Genomic DNA, 14,871 nt, shown 5'->3' on the forward strand with positions numbered 1-14,871 from the left:
CAAATGTGCCGAAATGGGTCGACGCGCATGGCACAGCATTTGCTCCATGGCCTCGCGTGACCTGGTCCGCCAGGGTGATCCCTCAACCGTTGTGATGATGAGTAGTCCCTGGTTTCGTTTCACAAAGACCGCGATGTCGGCGGTCGGCGCGTGTTTCCTGCCCGGCCGCCTAGTGGTGTTGGCTGCGGCCGGTATAGTGGCCGCATCCACGATGGTCGGGATGGCTCGCGCGGACGATGATGATGACTATCTGGACTGCGTCCTCGACAAAGCGCAGGCGATCATGAAAACGCAAACCCGCAAAGACGCTGCCGCGGCGCTCAAGAAGGCCTACAGGGTATGCCAGCCCCTGGAACGGCCCAAGGAAGCGAATATCGACAATGAGATCCCGTTGCCGGGCGCTGGAATTGCAGTGACAGTGCAGCACTCGCTCACCGTCTAAAACCCCGCCTGATCCCTGAACAGCTCCGCATTGTCCAGCTTCGACACCTCGATCACCGCTTGCGTCCTGCTGTACACATTGAGCTTGCGCAGGATCTCCGAGACATGCGCCTTGACCGTGGTTTCGCCGACCTGCAGCTCGTAGGCGATCTGCTTGTTGAGCAGGCCCTGGCGCAGCATCTGCAGCACCCTGAGCTGCTGCGGCGTCAGTTTCGCCAGCCGCTGCACCATATCGGCGCGGTCTGTGCTGTCAGCGTCGGGCGGCTGTCCCTCGTAGTTTTCCGGCACATAGATCGCGCCCTCCATCACCGAGCGGATGGCGGCGGCAAGATCGCTTTTGCGAGCCGATTTCGGGATGAAGCCGGCGGCACCATAGGACAGCGCTTCGGAGATGATCTTCGGCTCCTCATAGCCCGAGACGACGACCACTGGCAGCCGCGGATGACGGGTCCTGAGCTGCAGCAGCCCGTCAAAGCCATGGACATCAGGCATGTTGAGATCGAGCAGCGCCAGATCGAACGGTTTTATCCCACCCAGAAGATCGAGCGCTTCGGCGATCGATCGTGCCTCCACCGTGTCGACTTCGGGATAGGCCATCTGCACGGCGCTGTGCAACGCCTCGCGAAACAGCGGATGGTCGTCGATGATCAGGAACCGGGCACGATCGTTGATTGCTGTCATGGGGCTCGTTTCAGTCCTCCCTGGGCACGATACTCCCGCTGGTATGGCCAGCTTATTGGCAAATAGTCTATCGCCATCTTAACCCAGGAGGCGAAGCCGCCTTCTTCCAAACGATCAAGGCCGAGCCGACGCTTTTGCGGACGCTCATGCTTGCCCGGCGGTTCAAATCGGTCAAATGTGCCGGAAGCTGAAGCAGAAAGACCTGGCATGACAGACTTCGTCCTCCCTTTGCCCGCAACCCCGTCGGTCGCCATTGCAGGCTCGGCGGCCCGCTTTGCGGTGCGCCGCATCTTCTGCGTCGGCCGCAACTACGCCGCGCATGCCCGCGAACTCGGCAATGACGAGCGCGACCCGCCCTTCTTCTTCACCAAGCCGGCCGATGCGGTGGTCGATTCAGGGATGACGATCCCCTACCCGCCGCTGACGAAGAACCTGCATCACGAGATCGAGCTGGTCGCGGCGATCGGCAAGGCCGGCGTCCGCATCCCCCGCGCGCAAGCGCTCGACCATGTCTGGGGCTACGGCGTCGGCATTGACCTCACCCGCCGCGACCTGCAGGACGAGGCCAAGAAAGCGGCGCGGCCCTGGGACTGGTCCAAGGCGTTCGATCGTTCGGCGCCCTGTGGCCCTCTGATATCAGCCGCACAATCCGGCCACCCGAAAAAGGGCCGCATCTGGCTCGCCGTCGACGGCGCGGTGAAACAGGATGGCGACCTCGCCGAACTGATCTGGCCGATCGCCGATATCGTTTCGATCTGTAGCGAGTCGGTTGCACTACAACCGGGCGACCTGATCTTTACCGGCACGCCGGCCGGCGTCGGCGCCGTGGCAGTGGGCCAGACGATGACCGGCGGCGTCGACGGCATCGGCACCATCGAGATCACCATCGGCCAAGATCCCATCGGCAAGTCGTAATGCGATGAGCGACCTCGTCCTCCACAACTACTACCGCTCCTCCACCTCCTACCGCGTGCGCATCGCGTTGGAGATGAAGGGGCTGACCTACGACTACGTGCCGCATCATCTGCGCCATGGCGAGCACCTGGAACCCGCCTACCGCGTGGTCAATCCGCAAGGGCTGGTGCCGGCGCTGATCCTGGAGGGCGGCACGCTTTTGACCCAGTCGCTGGCGATCATCGAGTACCTCGACGAGACCAAGCCTGAACCGCCGCTGCTCCCCAGGGACGCGCTCGGGCGGGCGCGCGTGAGAATGCTGGCGCAGATGATTGCCTGCGACATCCACCCGGTGAACAATCTGCGGGTGCTGACCTCGCTGCGCACGCTGTTTGGGGCGGGCGACCAGGATGTCGTCAACTGGTTCCGCCACTGGGTGAACGAGGGCTTTCAGCCGCTTGAAAAGATTCTGGCTCCATCGGCCGAGACCGGCACTTTCTGCCATGGCAACGCGGCGGGCCTCGCCGACATCTGCCTGGTCGCCCAGATCGCCAGCAACGCCCGCTTCGGCGTCGACCTGGCGCCCTACCCCACCATATCGCGCATCCACGCCGCCTGCATGGCGCTGCCGGCCTTTCGGAAGGCAGCGCCCGAGAATCAGATAGATGCGGAATAGCGGCGCAATGTTGCTGGTGCAGAGCATGAGGACCACCCGATGAAAGCCGTCGTCTTCGAGAAATTCGGCCAAGCGCCGACGATCCAGACCGTGCCCGATCCGAAGCCGGCCGCCGATGGCGTCGTCATCAAGGTCGAGGCGACCGGACTCTGCCGCAGCGACTGGCATGGCTGGATGGGCCATGACCCTGACGTCCAACTGCCGCATGTTCCCGGCCACGAACTGGCCGGCGTCGTCGTCGCCGCCGGCAAGCGGGTCACCCGCTGGAAGGCCGGCGAGCGCGTCACCGTGCCGTTCGCCGTCGGTTGCGGCCGCTGCTTCGAGTGCAACTCAGGCAACCACCAGGTCTGCGAACACCAGACGCAGCCGGGTTTTACCGCCTGGGGATCGTTTGCCGAATATGTCGCCATCGAGCATGCCGACACCAATCTCGTGCGCCTGCCCGAGGAGATGGAATTCGCCACCGCCGCCAGCCTCGGCTGCCGCTTCGTCACCTCGTTTCGCGCCATTGTCGACCTGGGCCGGGTGACGCCGGGCGAATGGGTGGCCGTGCACGGCTGCGGCGGCGTCGGCCTGTCGGCGATCATGATAGCCAGTTCCATGGGCGCCAACGTCATCGCGATCGACCTCACCGACGAGAAACTGGAATTCGCCAAAAAGATCGGCGCCGTGGCGACGATCAACGCCTCGACCACACCCAACGTCGTCAAGGCGGTCAAGCAGATCACCAATGGCGGCGCGCATATGTCGATGGACGCGCTCGGCCACCCCACGACATCGTTCAATTCGATCGCCAATCTGCGCCGGCGCGGCCGCCACGTGCAGGTCGGGCTGATGCTGGGCGAACATTCCCGCCCACAAGTGCCGATGGACAAGGTGATCGCCTTTGAGCTCGAAATCCTCGGCAGCCACGGCATGCAAGCCTATCGCTACCCCGCAATGATGGAGATGATCCGCACCGGCAAGCTTAAGCCCGAACTGCTGGTCGGCAAGAAGATCAGCCTCGACGAGGCGCCCGCCGCCTTGATGGCGATGGGTGGTTTTGAGGGGATCGGCATTGGGGTTGTGACGAAGTTCTAGGTGCGGAGTAGCCGTCCGCCGCGGATTTAGCGCGCGAACTTCTTCGCGCCGAACACGCACGCCACCACGCCGAGCGTGACCACCACCATCAGCGGGCTCACCTGTTCGTGCAGCAGGCTTGCCGCCAACGCCAGGCCGAAGAAGGGCTGCAGCAGCTGCAATTGCCCGACTACGGCGATACCGCCTTGCGCCAGGCCGCGATACCAGAACACGAAGCCGATCAGCATCGAGAACAGCGAGACATAGGCAAGACCGACCCAGGCGCCGGAACCTATTGTGGCGAACGAAGGCGGCAGGGTCACGAGCGTCAGCACCAGCATGATCGGCAGCGAGATCGCCAGCGCCCAGCAGATCACCTGCCAGCCGCCGAGCCGGCGCGAAAGCGCGGCGCCCTCGGCGTAGCCCAGCCCGCAGACGATGATGGCGGCCAGCATCAGGCCGTCGCCGACCGGGGACGCCGTGACGCCTTGCGAAAGCGCAAAACCCGCGACCAGCCCGCTGCCGACGCAGGAAAACAACCAGAAGGCCGGGCGCGGGCGCTCGCCGCCGCGCAGCACGCCGAAGATCGCGGTGGCGAGCGGCAGCAGGCCGACGAAGATGATCGAATGGGCGGAGGTGACGTGCTTCAGCGCCAGCGCCGTTAGCAAGGGAAAGCCGACCACCACGCCAAGTGCGACGATCACCAGCGACATGAAATCGGTGCGCTCCGGCCGCTTCTGCCGGAACAGGACGAGCATCGCCAGGCCGAGCAGCCCGGCAATCGCCGCGCGGGCCGAGGTCAAAAAGGTCGGATCGAAATCCGCCACCGCCACACGCGTTGCCGGCAGCGAACCGCTGAAGATCAGCACGCCGACGAATCCATTCACCCAGCCGCTCGCGGTCTTGTCCATTCCAGGCTCCAATTCTTGCGCTCTCTATCGGGCCTGAGGGTATGGAACTGCTAGAGACAATGCGGTACAATTTTGCAAAACTGTAATGGCCGAATGAGCAATACAGATGACCGAACTCGCTCTCAAAACTAACCCTGCGGACGCCGCCCTCGCTGCGACCACGCCTATCTCCCACACGCTGGTCGAAACTGTCATGGCGACCATTCGCCAGCGTATATCGGCGCGCAGCCTGACGCCGGGCACGCGGTTGCCTTCGATCCGTGCCTTCGCCAAAGCCATGCAGGTGTCGAAATCGACCGTCGTCGAAGCCTATGAACGGCTTGCCGCCGAAGGCGCGATCCGCTCCCGGCCGGGTTCGGGCTTCTATGCCGCCGGATCGCTGGCGCCGCTGTCGCTCGCCGAGATCGGCCCACGGCTCGACCGTGAAGTCGATCCGCTGTGGGTGTCGCGCCAGTCGCTGGAAGCCGGTGGCGAGATGCTCAAACCCGGCTGCGGCTGGATGCCGGCTTCGTGGATGCCGCAATCCGCCTTGCGCCGGGCGCTGCGCACGGTGGCGCGCGCCGACGATGTCGACCTTTCCGACTACGGCACGCCGCTTGGCCTGCCGCCGCTCAGGCAATTGCTGGCGCGGCGCATGGCAGGCCACGGCATCGAGGTCTCGCCCGAACAGATCATGCTGACGGAATCGGGCACGCAAGCCATCGATCTCCTTTGCCGCTTCCTGATCGAGCCCGGCGATACCGTTCTGGTCGACGACCCCTGCTATTTCAATTTTCACGCGCTGCTGCGTGCCCATCGTGCCAAGGTCGTCAGCGTTCCCTACACGCCATCGGGGCCGGATATCGAGCTGTTCGCGCAAGCGCTCGCCGAGCACAGGCCGCGCCTCTACATCACCAATTCCGCCATCCACAACCCGACCGGCGCGATCCTGTCGCCGGTCACCGCACACCGGCTGCTGAAACTCGCCGACCAGTCGGACCTGACCATTATCGAGGACGATATTTTTGCGGATTTCGAGCACAGCCCCGCACCCCGGCTAGCGGCATTCGACGGCCTCAATCGCGTCGTCCACATCGGCAGCTTCTCCAAGACGCTGTCGGCCTCGTTGCGCTGCGGCTTTATCGCAGCACCGCGCGACTGGATCGAGCAACTCACCGACCTCAAGATCGCCACCACCTTCGGCGGCGGCCGACTGGCGGCCGAACTGGTGCTGGCGCTGCTCAAGGACGGCAGCTATCGCAAGCATATGGATCTGCTGCGGGCGCGCCTTTCGCGCGCCATGGGCGAGACGGCCGCGCGCCTGAAGGCGATCGGCATCACGCCGTGGATCGATCAGCCGGCCGGACTGTTCCTGTGGTGCAGCCTGCCGGATGGCGCGGATGCGGCCGAAATCGCCCGCCGCGCTCTGGCAGACAACATCGTATTGGCGCCCGGCAATGCGTTCAGCCTGTCGGGAACCGCCAGCCGCTTCCTGCGCTTCAACGTCGCGCAGTGTCAGGACGAGCGCATTTTCAGGGTGCTTGAGACCGCGATGGCGCGGTGATCGATCAGCGAGAGGCCGCGCAGACCTCGCGAACGCAGTCGCGCAGCCAGCGTTGCGCCGGATCGGCGTCAAGCCGTGGATGCCAGAGCATCGAGATGGTGACCTCGACGGTGGCGACCGGCAGCGGAAAGCTGACCATGCCGGCACGTGCGCCTTGGGTATGCCGTCCCGGCACGCTGGCGATCAGGTCCGACGCACGCGCCATGGCGAGGGCGGCCGAGAAACCGGCGACCATGCACACCACCGTCCGCTGCAGGCCAAGCAGAGCGAGGGCCTCGTCGATCGGTCCTCTTTCGCGGCCGCGCCTGGACACACTGATGTGGCGGCCGGCTGCATAGCGTTCTGGTGTCATCGCACCTTCGCTCAACGGATGGCCGGCTCGCACCGCGCCGACGAACCGGTCGCGAAACAGCGCCTGTATGCGCACCTCCGGTCCGGTTTCGCCGGCGACGCCGATCTCCAGATCGATCGTCGCGTCGCGCAGCGAGGCGATATCCTTGTCGGCTTTGGGCGCAAAGCGCAGCCGCACGCCGGGCGCCTCGGCCTGGATGCGGGCGACAAGACGCGGTCCAAACTCCTCGACGAACCCTTCATTGGTGCGCAGCGTGAAAACCCGGTCCAGCTTCGCGAGATCGAGAAGCCTGGCAGGGCGCAGCAACGCCTCGGCATCCCCAACGACGCGGCCGGCCTGCCGCCGCAATTCCTCCGCGCGCGGCGTTGGAACCAGGCCGCGGCCGGCGCGAACCAGCAATGGATCGCCCGTCGCCTCGCGCAGCCGCGCCAGCGTCCGGCTCATCGCCGAAGGGCTGAGCCTCAGCCGGCTGGCGGCGCGCGCCACGCTGCCTTCTGCCAAAAGGATGTCGAGCGCGAACAGCAGATTGAGATCGGGTGATGTCATCAGCGGATTGTAACACAAGACATGGCGTTCCACGCACGAATAAGCTGCAAATGCTGCGCCTTTCGCCATGTCATTTCAGAAACTAGATCTCGGGCAGGCCCGCTCTCGGATCGAAAAAGGAGATCGCCATGGCAATTGCCGAGCAGAACGCAAGCGAGCGCGTCTCCGCGCCGCAACAGATCAAGTCCGCTGTCCTGGCGCTGGCCAGTCTGTCACTCGCCACGCTGCTGTCGTCGCTCGGCACCAGCATCGCCGGCGTCGGCCTGCCTTCCCTCATGCAGGCCTTCGGGGCGTCGTTCCAGTCGGTGCAATGGGTGGTTCTCGCCTATCTGCTCGCCATCACCGCCCTGATCGTCAGCGCCGGGCGGCTGGCCGACATGTTCGGTCGCCGGCCGTTGCTGCTCGGCGGCATCGCGCTGTTCACGCTGGCTTCGGTTCTGTGCGGGCTTGCGCCGACCCTGTGGCTGCTGATCGCGGCGCGCGCCGTGCAAGGGCTTGGTGCAGCGCTGATGATGGCGCTGACGCTGGCCTTTGTCGCAGAGACAGTCACCAAGGAACGAACCGGCAGCGCCATGGGCTTGCTCGGCGCCGTGTCGGCGATCGGCACCACGCTCGGCCCCTCGCTTGGCGGCCTTCTCATCGCCGGCTTCGGCTGGCGGGCGATCTTCCTCGTCAATGTTCCGCTGGGCGTCGCGGCCTTCGCGCTCGCCTGGCTGGCCCTGCCCGCCCGCGGCAAGGCTGCCGAAGCCGATCGAGGCAGGTTCGATGCGGTGGGCACCGCGCTGCTCGCTCTGACGCCCACCGCCTATGCGCTGGCGATGACGCTCGGCCGCGGCAATTTCGGCACCCTCAACATCGGCCTGCTGATCGCCGCCGGCATCGGCATCTTCCTGTTCGGCGTTGCGCAGACGAGAGCGAAGAATCCCTTGATCCGGCTTGCCGGCTTGTATGACATCAGGCTCACTGCCAGCCTCGCCATGAACCTCGTCGTCGCCACGGTGATGATGGCGACGCTGGTGGTTGCGCCGTTCTATCTGTCGCGCGGTCTCGGGCTCAATGCCGCGATGGTCGGTGTGGTGCTGTCGACAGGTCCGCTGGTCTCGGCGCTCTCGGCGCTCATCGCCGGCCGCCTCACGGATCGCTTCGGCGCGCACAGGATGATGGTCGCCGGACTGTTCAGCCTTGCCATCGGCACCTCATTGCTGTCGCTTGCTATGACAAAACTCGGCATTGCCAGCTATGTCATGCCGATCATCGTCACCTGCTTCGGCTACGCGCTCTTCCAGACCTCCAACAATGCAGCCGTCATGAACGGTGTCGCCGCCGGCGAGCGCGGCGTCATCTCCGGCCTGCTCAATCTGTCGCGCAATCTCGGCCTGATCACCGGCGCATCGCTTATGGGCGCTATCTTCGCGGCCGCATCAACGGGAGGACCGGAAAGTCAGTTGACCTCAGCGGCAGCCGTCCAAGGCATGCAGATCACCTTTCAGACGGCGACGGCCCTGGCAGTGGCTGCCCTGCTGCTGGCGCTGCTCTCGGCCCGCGCCGCCGGCCGGCCGGCTTAGGCCCCTGCCCGTTTGCGGCGCTCATACAGCATGACCAGCGTTTCGGCGGTCAGGGCGGGCCTCTGCTCGCCCTCGATCTCGACCGTGTTGGCGGCCTTCATCAGGTATTGGCCCGGCCCCCTGTCCTCCACCGACAACAGCGTGGAGCGCAGCCGGATGCGCGCGCCGACCCTGACCGGTGCCAGGAAACGCACCTTGTCGAAGCCGTAGTTGAAGGCGGCTTGCGTGTTTTCAGGCACGATGCCCATGTCGAGCGCCAGTGCGCCGATGATCGACAGCGTCAGATAGCCATGCGCGATCGTTGTGCGGAATGGGCTCTGCCGCTTCGCGCGCTCCGGATCGACATGAATCCACTGATGGTCGCCGGTGCATTCGGCAAACTGGTTGATGCGGTTCTGGTCGACGGTCGTCCATTCCGACACGCCGAGCTCCTGCCCGACCATCGCCCTTAGCTGCTCGAAGGTCGGCGGCGCTTTCGACCGTATTTCCGTCATTCCTGCTTTCCCGATGGCTCCAATGCCTCGGACCACGAACCGACAGCCCCTGTCAATTCGCCTGTTGCGATTCTGTTCCGCCATTCTCGGCCAAATACCGCCCTTCGTCCATGGTCATGCGCGCAAGCGGCCTGTCAGAGCCGTGGCTGGCCGCCGTCGTCAGGCCGCGCCCCTAGCATCACTTCTTGTTTTCGTAGCCGGAGCGGATTTCCTCCATCGCTTCCTTGATGCGTTCGCGCAGGATTTCGACCGATTCGGTACCGGATTTCTTGACCATCTCGGCCACTTCGCTGGCGTTCTTCAGGGCAGCTTCGAAGGATTTCTTGGCGAACTCCGCCTGTTTCGACATCATCTCCTGCGGGTTGCCCGGCACCCGGTAGCTTTGCGCCATGTCGCTGACTTCACGCAGCGTGTCCTGCAGCATCTCGCGCTGCCTGGACAAGAGCGAGGTCGCGCCGGCAGCCCCCGCCCGCGCCGATTTTTCTAGCGCCTCGAGGTTCTTGCGGTGATGCGCAAGGACCGCCTCGACATTCGGCACCTTCAGGTCGCGGCCGAAGCGGCTGAACATGTCCAGGAACGAATCGGAATCGGGTTGTTTGGCCATTGCTCGTTTGCTCCCCAGTTTACTGCAAATGCGGAACCCTAGAGCAATTCCAGGAAAAGCGTGAAACGGTTTTCCGTCCGGAATTGCGTCAAAACAAAGAGTTAGAGCAGGTCGCAGTTTTCTGTGAAAACGGTGAACTGCTCTAATCCGGACAATAGCACTCGCGCGCCGCGTGTCCATTCGCCCGCGCAATGCAATTTGGCGGCGAATGCAGGTCAGCCGGCCCCACTTCAACCAGCAAGCAACAGGCGCTCGCCCACGTAGAGCGCGACGCCGGCAAGGCCGCCGATGATCATGCCGTTGAAACGGATATATTGCAGGTCCCTGCCGATGTTCATCTCGATCAGCCTGGTCAGCTGGGCAAGGTCCCAGCGCTTGACCTGGTCGGCGATGAATGTCGACACGCCGCTCTTCTGGCTCTCCACGAACGAGCCTAGCGCCACGACAAAGCCCTGGTTCATGTCGGCCCTGATCTGCGGATCGCCGGCAAGATGGCGACCGACCTCGACGAACATGTTGGCGAGATGTTCGCGAACGATCGAATTCTCCGCCTTGGCATCCTGCTCGATGAACAGGCTGAGGCTCTGCCACATATCGCCGGCCAGCGCCCTGACCTCTGGCCGCGCCAGGAAATCGCGCTTGAGCTTCTCTGCCCGCTTGGCGTATTGCTTCGAGGTCCTGAGCCGCTCGATGAAGCTATGCGCGAAACGGTCGAATTCGGCCCGCATCGGGTGATCGGGATCGGCGCGCACCTCGTCGAGCAGCGAACCGGCGGAAGCGACGATCTTCTTCAGGAGGTAGGCGTCGGCTCTGAACAGGTTGAAGAGCGACGGCAACTCCTCGCGGATTTTTTCGCGCATCGTCGCCAGCGCCTCTTCGTCGTTCAGGAACCGGCCGATCACCCGGGTGAACTCATCGAACAGCTTCTGGTGGCGGCGATCGTCGGTGAGCGCCGACAGCAGCTCGGCGGCCAGCGGCGCCAGCGGCACCTTGTCTATCTGCTCCAGCATGCGGCTCGCTAAGAAGCCGCGCAGGCCGGATTGCTCGATCGCCGCAAGCGTCTGCGGCACCAGCCGCACGACGAAGCGCGACAGACCGGCAGAGCGTTCGGCGTCAGTCAGCCAGTCGGAGACGAGCGCCGCAAAATCGACCTCGGCAAGTTTTTCGCGCACAGGCTCCGGCGCCAGGAAATTGACCTCGATGAAGCGGCCGAGATTGTCGGCGATGCGGTTCTGGTTCTCCGGGATGATGGCGGTGTGCGGGATCGGCAGACCGAGGGGTCGCTTGAACAGCGCCACGACAGCATACCAGTCGGCCAGGCCGCCAATGGTCGCCGCCTCGGCGAAGGCCGCCACGAAGCCAAGCCACGGATAGGTGCCCTCGAACGATTTGGCGACGGCAAAGGCCACGACGCAAAGCGCCAGCGCTGCCGTGGCAAGGAACTTTGTCCACCGCAGCGCGGAAAGCTTGGCGCCCGCTTCGGTATCGAAACCGCCGGACGCCAGGGACGGGGCCGATTGAGACATGATGGGCCGCTCCTCGTCGATCTCAGGGGTATTTAGGGACTGTTTCGGCCCGGGACATGACCGGACGGCCGATTTCGCCTCGAGACATGCCGATTGCGCACACAAAGTTGACAAGAATATTCACCTATCATGCAATCCCAGTCTGGAATTGTTCCAAGGTATAGGCCATATTCCGAAGAGGCCAGTGTGGGCGAATCCGAAGCTCCGGGTGAGAAAGCCGCACCAGCACAATCTAAAATCTGGTGCAGTTCCAATGCGCCAGCAATTGGGTGAGAAATGAAATGCGGTTAACGCGCCAGACCAACTACGCCATGCGCATCCTGATGTATTGCGCGGCAAACACCGAACGGCTGAGCCGCATCCCCGAGATCGCGGCCGCTTATTCGGTGTCGGAGCTTTTCCTGTTCAAGATCCTGCAGCCGCTGGTCGAGCATGGTCTGGTCGAGACGGTGCGCGGCCGCAATGGTGGTGTCAGGCTTGGCCGTCCCGCCGCTGAGATCAACCTGTTCGACGTCGTGCGGGTGACCGAAGAGAGCTTCGCCATGGCCGAGTGCTTCGAGAACGACGCGGCCGAATGTCCGCTGGTCGACAGCTGTGCCCTCAACTCGGCGCTGCGTGAGGCTCTCAACGCCTTCTTTGCCGTGCTCTCCCGTTACACGATTGCCGATATGGTGGCGGCGCGGCCGAACGTGCGCCATCTGCTCGGGATCGACATGCTGGTGCAGCGAGCTCCGGCCGCCTGAACTTTCTAAGCCGCCGACTGCGGCAGCACGAACGGCACGTTTCCAGCCGGCAACACACCGACCTTCAGCCGGCAATCGAACACTTTTTCGATGAGATCGTCGCTCAACACCTCTTGCGGCGAACCATTGGCGGCAAGCCTGCCGCGATGCATGACGAAGATCCGGTCTGCGTACATGGCCGTCAGATTGAGGTCGTGCAGGATGGCGATCACGCCGCCGCCGCGCCGGGCGAAATCGCGGGCGATGTTCATGATGATCAGCTGGTGCTTGATGTCGAGGCTGGAAACCGGCTCGTCGAGGAACAGATAGCGCGGCTTGCCGTCGAGCACCGGCGCCCAGACCTGGCACAGAACGCGCGCCAGCTGCACGCGCTGCTGCTCGCCACCCGAAAGCTCCTGGTAGAAACGGCCGGCAAAACCGTCGAGGTCGACGCGCGCCAGCGCGCGCTCCGGCAGCCTGTCGTCTTCACCCGGCAGCACGCCGGAACGGCCGCCGACAAGGCCGAGCCTGACCACTTCGTGCACGGTGAAGGGAAAGGACAGCGTCGTCGCCTGCGGCAGCACCGCGCGTGCAGTGGCCGCCTCCATCGGCTTCATATCAGCGAGGTTGCGGCCGTTGACGGCAATGGTTCCCGTAAACGTCAGATCGCCCGACAGTGCCTTAAGGAAGGTCGTCTTGCCCGAACCATTGGGTCCGACAATGGCGGCGATTTCGCCCGGCCGCGCGACAAAATCTACATTAGTGACAATGCGTTTGCCGCCGATCGCCACCGAGACATCGTGCGCTTCGATCATGATGGCCTCACAGGTTTCAAATCTCACAGGTCGATCACGCCGCGCTTGCGCAGCAGGATCCAGAGGAAGAACGGCGCGCCGGCGATCGCGGTGACGATTCCGATCGGCAGTTCGGCCGGCGCCACGACGACGCGGGCGACGGCATCGGCAAGAAGCAGCATAGAGGCGCCGAGCAGAGCGGACGCCGGCAGCAGATAGCGATTGTCCGGGCCGATCAGCAGGCGAAGCAGGTGCGGCACGACGATGCCGACGAAGCCGATGCCGCCACTGACCGCGACCGAAGCGCCGACTGCCGCCGAGACGCCGACGATCGCGGTGTATTTCAGCCGCTGCACCGGAATGCCGAGATGGCCGGCCGTCGCCTCGCCGAGCGCCAGCGCATTGAGCCCGCGGGCCAAAAACGGCATTGTCGCCAGCGCCAAGATGATGATCGGGCCGACCGAAGCGATCTTCGGCCAGGTCGCGCCGCCCAGCGATCCCAGCTGCCAGAAGGTCAGGTCACGCAATTGCCGGTCGTCGGCCATGAAGATCAGGATGCCGGTCAGCGCCATGGCAAGGGCGGCCAGCGCAATGCCGGCAAGCAGCATGGTGGCGACCGAGGTCCGCCCCTGCCGCGTGGCGACGCGGTAGAGCACCAGCGTCACCGCAAGGCCGCCGAAAAAGGCGGCGAGCGGCAGGGCCATGCTGCCCAGCGCCAAAGTCAGCGGCGCCAGCCAGGTCGTACCGAGCACGATGACGGCGACCGCGCCCAGGCTCGACCCGGCTGATACCCCGATCAGGCCGGGATCGGCGAGCGGATTGCGAAACAGCCCTTGCATGACCGCACCGGAGACGGCCAGCGCCGCTCCGATCAGCACGCCGAGCAGCACGCGCGGCATGCGGATGTCGTAGACGATCAGCCGGTCGCGAGCGCCGAGCGCGGCGTCGGCCGGCACAGTGCCGGTCAGCCAGTCACGGATGACGCCGACGGCCGACGCATCGGACGCGCCCGACGTCAGCGACAGGAACATGGAAAGGGCAAGCATCACGCACAGGAGCAAAATGACCAGGCGCGCGCGCCCTGAACGATCTCCCTCGGCCGCCACCTTGCCCGCCGCGCCGGCGATCGACTGGTCCACCATTCGCTCAGTCCGTGACCTGGCTGCCATAGACCGAGACGGCGAGGTCATGGATGGCAGCGGCCGTGCGCGGCCCGAAGCCGAGGAGGTAACCGCCATCCATCAGGATCAGCTTGTGATCGGCGCCGGCCGGCGTCGAAGTGATCGACGGGATGGCGAACAGCTCAGCTTCCGCAATTGGCGGTCCGGCATTCTTCATCGCCAGGATCACGTCCGGTTTGGCGGTGACAATGGCCTCGTCGGACATCTGCTTGTAGCCGGAAAAGCCTTCGACCGCGTTGACCGCCCCGGCGAGCTTGATGATGCCGTCGCCGGCGGTGTCGCTGCCGGCGGCGAGGATCTTGCCGCCCTGGATCGACAGCACGAACAGGATGCGCTTGCGCTCCTTGATCGACGCCGTCTGCTTTTCGGCCGCCTTCAGCTTGGCGTCGGTCTCGGCCGCCAGCTTCTCGGCCTTTGCGTCGACGCCGAGCGCCTTGCCGACGATGCGGATCTTTTCCAGGATGCCGTCATGGCTGTAGTGCTCGGGCACGTCGATGAACGGCACGCTCGACTTTTTCAGCACACCGACCGCTTCCCTCGGGCCGCTGCCATGCAGCGCCAGAATGCCCGACGGATTGACCGACAAAACGCCTTCCGGCGACAGCTGGCGCATATAGCCGACATCGGGCAATGCGACCGCCGCCGCCGGGTAGCGGCTGGTTGAATCGCGGGCGACCAGATGGCCCTCTTCGCCAAGCGCGTAGACGATCTCGGTGATCGAGCCGCCGATCGCCGCGATCCGCGACGTGTCGGCGAAGACGGCGAGGTTTTCGCTGGCCGGCGCCGGTGCTGCAAGAAACAGCGACAGGTTCATGGCCGCGGCAAGCGTCGAGCGCCTGAACAGTGAAATCATCGTTTGGTCCCCGGAGCATGATGCCGAAA

General features: G+C 64.5%; 16 protein-coding genes. 7 read left to right on the forward strand and 9 right to left on the reverse strand.

The window, feature by feature from the left end:
- The first annotated feature begins 46 nt into the window (after positions 1–46).
- A complete protein-coding gene (locus ACWGTI_RS14660) occupies positions 47–442 on the forward strand; it encodes a hypothetical protein (protein ID WP_454587774.1) in 396 nt (131 codons plus the stop codon).
- Here ACWGTI_RS14660 and ACWGTI_RS14665 read toward each other — a convergent pair.
- Positions 439–1,122 carry a response regulator gene (locus ACWGTI_RS14665; RefSeq protein ID WP_023681717.1) on the reverse strand — a complete coding sequence of 228 codons (684 nt, stop codon included), beginning with the start codon at positions 1,120–1,122 and terminating at the stop codon, positions 439–441. The genes ACWGTI_RS14660 and ACWGTI_RS14665 overlap by 4 nt on opposite strands.
- 207 nt (positions 1,123–1,329) lie before the next feature.
- Here ACWGTI_RS14665 and ACWGTI_RS14670 point away from each other — a divergent pair, with 207 nt between their 5' ends.
- Genes ACWGTI_RS14670 through ACWGTI_RS14680 form a run of 3 tightly spaced genes read left to right on the forward strand, consistent with a single transcriptional unit; the run spans position 1,330 to position 3,772 of the window.
- Positions 1,330–2,037, forward strand: coding sequence for a fumarylacetoacetate hydrolase family protein (locus ACWGTI_RS14670; RefSeq protein ID WP_454587775.1), 708 nt, complete (start codon positions 1,330–1,332; stop codon positions 2,035–2,037).
- Between the two features lie 4 nt (positions 2,038–2,041).
- Positions 2,042–2,692 carry a maleylacetoacetate isomerase gene (gene maiA, locus ACWGTI_RS14675; protein WP_454587776.1) on the forward strand — a complete coding sequence of 217 codons (651 nt, stop codon included), beginning with the start codon at positions 2,042–2,044 and terminating at the stop codon, positions 2,690–2,692.
- A 39-nt stretch (positions 2,693–2,731) separates the two neighbouring features.
- Positions 2,732–3,772 (forward strand): zinc-dependent alcohol dehydrogenase family protein, encoded by a 1,041-nt coding sequence (locus tag ACWGTI_RS14680; RefSeq protein ID WP_454587777.1) that lies wholly within the window; start codon positions 2,732–2,734, stop codon positions 3,770–3,772.
- Between the two features lie 26 nt (positions 3,773–3,798).
- On the opposite strand, the gene ACWGTI_RS14685 is transcribed toward ACWGTI_RS14680, so the two are convergent.
- A complete protein-coding gene (locus ACWGTI_RS14685; protein ID WP_454587778.1) occupies positions 3,799–4,662 on the reverse strand; it encodes a DMT family transporter in 864 nt (287 codons plus the stop codon).
- A gap of 106 nt (positions 4,663–4,768) precedes the next feature.
- Between ACWGTI_RS14685 and ACWGTI_RS14690 the strand changes: the two genes are divergently transcribed.
- A complete protein-coding gene (locus ACWGTI_RS14690; RefSeq protein WP_454587779.1) occupies positions 4,769–6,205 on the forward strand; it encodes an aminotransferase-like domain-containing protein in 1,437 nt (478 codons plus the stop codon).
- Positions 6,206–6,209: 4 nt separating this feature from the next.
- Here the strand turns inward: ACWGTI_RS14690 and ACWGTI_RS14695 are convergent, their stop codons facing one another.
- Positions 6,210–7,103 (reverse strand): LysR family transcriptional regulator, encoded by an 894-nt coding sequence (locus ACWGTI_RS14695; RefSeq protein WP_454587780.1) that lies wholly within the window; start codon positions 7,101–7,103, stop codon positions 6,210–6,212.
- 128 nt (positions 7,104–7,231) lie between these two features.
- Here ACWGTI_RS14695 and ACWGTI_RS14700 point away from each other — a divergent pair, with 128 nt between their 5' ends.
- Positions 7,232–8,668 carry an MFS transporter gene (locus tag ACWGTI_RS14700; RefSeq protein WP_454587781.1) on the forward strand — a complete coding sequence of 479 codons (1,437 nt, stop codon included), beginning with the start codon at positions 7,232–7,234 and terminating at the stop codon, positions 8,666–8,668.
- On the opposite strand, the gene ACWGTI_RS14705 is transcribed toward ACWGTI_RS14700, so the two are convergent.
- The 3 genes from ACWGTI_RS14705 to ACWGTI_RS14715 all read right to left on the reverse strand — a co-directional run bounded on the left by ACWGTI_RS14705 (position 8,665) and on the right by ACWGTI_RS14715 (position 11,292).
- Positions 8,665–9,162, reverse strand: a complete 498-nt coding sequence (locus ACWGTI_RS14705; RefSeq protein WP_454587782.1) for a MaoC family dehydratase — start codon at positions 9,160–9,162, stop codon at positions 8,665–8,667. The genes ACWGTI_RS14700 and ACWGTI_RS14705 overlap by 4 nt on opposite strands.
- Before the next feature lie 178 nt (positions 9,163–9,340).
- Entirely contained in the window at positions 9,341–9,766 is a 426-nt protein-coding gene (locus tag ACWGTI_RS14710; protein ID WP_454587783.1) for a phasin family protein, read from the reverse strand.
- Positions 9,767–9,996: 230 nt separating this feature from the next.
- A complete protein-coding gene (locus ACWGTI_RS14715) occupies positions 9,997–11,292 on the reverse strand; it encodes a DUF445 domain-containing protein (RefSeq protein WP_454587784.1) in 1,296 nt (431 codons plus the stop codon).
- A 281-nt stretch (positions 11,293–11,573) separates the two neighbouring features.
- Between ACWGTI_RS14715 and rirA the strand changes: the two genes are divergently transcribed.
- A complete protein-coding gene (rirA, locus tag ACWGTI_RS14720) occupies positions 11,574–12,035 on the forward strand; it encodes an iron-responsive transcriptional regulator RirA (protein ID WP_454587785.1) in 462 nt (153 codons plus the stop codon).
- A gap of 5 nt (positions 12,036–12,040) precedes the next feature.
- On the opposite strand, the gene ACWGTI_RS14725 is transcribed toward rirA, so the two are convergent.
- Genes ACWGTI_RS14725 through ACWGTI_RS14735 form a run of 3 tightly spaced genes read right to left on the reverse strand, consistent with a single transcriptional unit; the run spans position 12,041 to position 14,842 of the window.
- On the reverse strand, positions 12,041–12,829 hold the full coding sequence (locus tag ACWGTI_RS14725) for a heme ABC transporter ATP-binding protein (protein ID WP_454587786.1): 789 nt from the start codon (positions 12,827–12,829) through the stop codon (positions 12,041–12,043).
- A 23-nt stretch (positions 12,830–12,852) separates the two neighbouring features.
- Complete coding sequence (locus ACWGTI_RS14730; RefSeq protein WP_454587787.1) at positions 12,853–13,950, reverse strand: FecCD family ABC transporter permease; 1,098 nt, start codon at positions 13,948–13,950, stop codon at positions 12,853–12,855.
- Between the two features lie 4 nt (positions 13,951–13,954).
- Positions 13,955–14,842, reverse strand: a complete 888-nt coding sequence (locus ACWGTI_RS14735; RefSeq protein WP_454587788.1) for a heme/hemin ABC transporter substrate-binding protein — start codon at positions 14,840–14,842, stop codon at positions 13,955–13,957.
- Between the last annotated feature and the right edge of the window lie 29 nt (positions 14,843–14,871).

It is taken from the genome of Mesorhizobium sp. ArgA1 (genome assembly GCF_053714375.1).

Bases quoted from the DNA above. Each gene is read 5' to 3' on its own strand.
- ACWGTI_RS14660 (WP_454587774.1), top strand. From the start codon at position 47: ATGGCCTCGCGTGACCTGGTCCGCCAGGGTGATCCCTCAACCGTTGTG.
- ACWGTI_RS14665 (WP_023681717.1), bottom strand. From the start codon at position 1,122: ATGACAGCAATCAACGATCGTGCCCGGTTCCTGATCATCGACGACCAT.
- ACWGTI_RS14670 (WP_454587775.1), top strand. From the start codon at position 1,330: ATGACAGACTTCGTCCTCCCTTTGCCCGCAACCCCGTCGGTCGCCATT.
- maiA (WP_454587776.1), top strand. From the start codon at position 2,042: ATGAGCGACCTCGTCCTCCACAACTACTACCGCTCCTCCACCTCCTAC.
- ACWGTI_RS14680 (WP_454587777.1), top strand. From the start codon at position 2,732: ATGAAAGCCGTCGTCTTCGAGAAATTCGGCCAAGCGCCGACGATCCAG.
- ACWGTI_RS14685 (WP_454587778.1), bottom strand. From the start codon at position 4,662: ATGGACAAGACCGCGAGCGGCTGGGTGAATGGATTCGTCGGCGTGCTG.
- ACWGTI_RS14690 (WP_454587779.1), top strand. From the start codon at position 4,769: ATGACCGAACTCGCTCTCAAAACTAACCCTGCGGACGCCGCCCTCGCT.
- ACWGTI_RS14695 (WP_454587780.1), bottom strand. From the start codon at position 7,103: ATGACATCACCCGATCTCAATCTGCTGTTCGCGCTCGACATCCTTTTG.
- ACWGTI_RS14700 (WP_454587781.1), top strand. From the start codon at position 7,232: ATGGCAATTGCCGAGCAGAACGCAAGCGAGCGCGTCTCCGCGCCGCAA.
- ACWGTI_RS14705 (WP_454587782.1), bottom strand. From the start codon at position 9,162: ATGACGGAAATACGGTCGAAAGCGCCGCCGACCTTCGAGCAGCTAAGG.
- ACWGTI_RS14710 (WP_454587783.1), bottom strand. From the start codon at position 9,766: ATGGCCAAACAACCCGATTCCGATTCGTTCCTGGACATGTTCAGCCGC.
- ACWGTI_RS14715 (WP_454587784.1), bottom strand. From the start codon at position 11,292: ATGTCTCAATCGGCCCCGTCCCTGGCGTCCGGCGGTTTCGATACCGAA.
- rirA (WP_454587785.1), top strand. From the start codon at position 11,574: ATGCGGTTAACGCGCCAGACCAACTACGCCATGCGCATCCTGATGTAT.
- ACWGTI_RS14725 (WP_454587786.1), bottom strand. From the start codon at position 12,829: ATGATCGAAGCGCACGATGTCTCGGTGGCGATCGGCGGCAAACGCATT.
- ACWGTI_RS14730 (WP_454587787.1), bottom strand. From the start codon at position 13,950: ATGGTGGACCAGTCGATCGCCGGCGCGGCGGGCAAGGTGGCGGCCGAG.
- ACWGTI_RS14735 (WP_454587788.1), bottom strand. From the start codon at position 14,842: ATGATTTCACTGTTCAGGCGCTCGACGCTTGCCGCGGCCATGAACCTG.